3 protein-coding genes are annotated in these 2420 nt (G+C 75.5%); all 3 read right to left on the reverse strand.

What is annotated here, in order from left to right:
• The coding region (locus AB0H81_RS44605; protein WP_358388546.1) for a CBS domain-containing protein at nt 1–373 on the reverse strand (373 nt) is incomplete at its 3' end.
• 131 nt (nt 374–504) lie between these two features.
• Nucleotides 505–1344, reverse strand: coding sequence for a universal stress protein (locus AB0H81_RS44610; RefSeq protein WP_358388549.1), 840 nt, complete (start codon nt 1342–1344; stop codon nt 505–507).
• 201 nt (nt 1345–1545) lie between these two features.
• Complete coding sequence (locus tag AB0H81_RS44615) at nt 1546–2196, reverse strand: pyridoxamine 5'-phosphate oxidase family protein (RefSeq protein WP_358388552.1); 651 nt, start codon at nt 2194–2196, stop codon at nt 1546–1548.
• Between the last annotated feature and the right edge of the window lie 224 nt (nt 2197–2420).

The raw sequence follows: 2420 nt of genomic DNA on the forward strand, positions 1-2420 counted from the left end.
CGCCGGCGTCCGCCATGACGCGCGCGACCCGGCGCAGCGTGTCGCGCGGGCCGACGCGGGGCCGGGGCTCGCGTTCCAGCAACGTCCCCACCCGGCGGCCGGACTGCTCGTACGGGCCGCCGGACCAGGAGGCGGCCAGCCGCTCCCGCGACAGGACGCCGCACACGTGCCGCCCGTCCACGACCGGCAGGTGGTGGACGCCGGCCCGGCGCATCAGCTCCCAGGCCATCAGGGGCGACTCGTCCGGCGTGACGGCGACGAGCACGCGGCTCATCACCTCCTCGGCCCGCAGCGACCCGATGTCCCGGTCGGCGCCGTCCGGGGGGGCGGGGCCGGTCGTGGAGGGCGGATCCCGCCTCTGTCCGCTGGTCATGTCCGCTCCTTCCGGGGACGTGGTCGTGTCCGCTGTTCTCGGGGACGTGGTGGTGTCCGCTGTTCTCGGGGACGTGGTGGTGTCCGCTCCTTGCGGGGGCGGGGTCATCTCCGTTCCTTGTGCGGACGTGGTCAGGTCCGCTCCTTGCGGGGGCGCACGACCGCGACCGGGCAGGCCACGTGGTGCAGCACGCCGTGGCTGACCGACCCGAGCACGGCCGAGACGAACCCGCCCAGCCCGCGCGAGCCGATCACCACGAGGTCGGCGGTGAGCGCCGCCTTCATCAGGGCCGACACCGGGTGCTCGCACACCTCGTCGTCGACGATCCGTACGTCGGGGTTCTTCTCCCGCCAGGGCACGACCCGGTCGGCGGCCATGTGCACCTCCTGCTGGTAGGCGTCCTGCAGGAGGGGGCCGTATCCGGCGGCGTACGGGGAGAAGACCGGCAGCTGCCAGGCGTAGACCACGTGCAGTTGCGCGTCGCGGGCGCGGGCCTGCTCGACGGCGTACTCCATGGCGGCCTGCGAGTGCTCCGACCCGTCGTAGCCCACCACGACCTGGCCGTGCTGGACCACCGCGGTGCCGCGCACGACCACCACGGGACAGGCCGCGTGGCCGGCCACGGCCATGCTGACGGAGCCGAGCACCATCCCGGCGAACCCGCCGAGGCCCCTGCTGCCCAGCACCATGCTCTCGGCCGTGACCGACTCGCCGACCAGCGCGTCGATCACGCCGCCGCCCGGCATGCCGGTGCTGACGTCGGCGTCCGGCGCGAGGGCGCGCGCCCGCCCGGCGGCCGCCCCCAGCACGCCGGAGCAGTACTCCATGCTGCCCACCGCCGACGCCCACTGCTCGCACACGTGCACGAGGCGCAGCGCCAGGCCCCGCCGCCGCGCGTCCGCGGCGGCCCATTCCACCGCCGCCGTCGCCGGCGCGGACCCGTCCACGCCGACCACGATCCGTCCGGCCATCACCCACCGCCTCCACGTTCCACGGCTCTCACTCCCAGCCTCGCCGCGAGGCCGCCGGGGCGCCCGGGGACGAAGTCCCGGATGCGTGGGCCGTTGGTCCCACGGCCGGTCCCACGGCCGGTCCCGCCGTCCTCGGTCCGCCGGACACTGCCCCAGCCGGACGCGACCCAGCCGGAAACGGGCCGGCCGGACGCGGGTCTGTCAGCCGCTGAGAATGCGGCGGCCCGTCACACGCGACGGCCTGATCTGGAGGTACTGCCCGCGTTCGCCGCCGGCCCACGGCTCGACGCCCGTCGCCGCGGCGGCGGCCTCCTCCTCGTCCGTGACGTGGTGCAGCGAGCCCTGCACGAGCACGCTCCAGCCGCCGCCGGTCAGCTCGTGGACGCGGTCCACCTCGAAGGCGACCTTGTACTCGACGCCCTGCATGCCGGTGCGCAGGTCGGCGTCCGTCGCGCCGCCGGGCGTCGTCCGGAACACGATCGCGCCGGTGTCGGACAGACGGTAGTTCACCGGCAGGACCGTCAGGCCGTAGCGGCCCTCGAAGGCGATGCGGCCGACCCCGCCCGGCGCGATCAGGCGCAGGCACTCCTTCTCGTCCAGCTCGGCCAGGTCCGCGCCCGGCGCCGCCTCGCCCGCGCCGGCCGGCGCCTCGTCCAGCAGCTCGGCCACCGTCGTCTCCAGCGCCCCGGCCAACCGGCCGGCCGTCTCGCGCGCGGACGGGCCCGACTGCTCCTCCAGGTACCGGACGTACCCGGCGTCGACGCCGGCCCGGCCGGCCAGTTCCTCGCGAGTCAGGCCCAGCGACTCGCGCCGCTCGGCGACCCTGCGTCCGAAGCTCCCGAGATCCGACATGTCGCTCTCCATCTCCACGACGGGATGTCTTCCATCGGCTCACGGTAATCGGCGGACGCCCCGGAAACCGGCTCGGCGGGCGCGGTGGTGACCTTCGTCCCCGAGGTCCGGGACTTTCGGCGTGTCGCAGGCGCGGGGCCGCCTGGCCGTGACGAGACGGCGGGCCCTTGTGAGTCTGCCGGGCCCGCCGGGCCTGTCGGGTCTGTCGGTTCTGTCGGGCGCGG

The organism is Nonomuraea sp. NPDC050691 (genome assembly GCF_040654455.1).
In the GTDB taxonomy this organism is placed as follows: domain Bacteria; phylum Actinomycetota; class Actinomycetes; order Streptosporangiales; family Streptosporangiaceae; genus Nonomuraea.

Coding starts and splice junctions, on each gene's coding strand:
- AB0H81_RS44610 (WP_358388549.1), bottom strand. CDS start 1,344: ATGGCCGGACGGATCGTGGTCGGCGTGGACGGGTCCGCGCCGGCGACG.
- AB0H81_RS44615 (WP_358388552.1), bottom strand. CDS start 2,196: ATGTCGGATCTCGGGAGCTTCGGACGCAGGGTCGCCGAGCGGCGCGAG.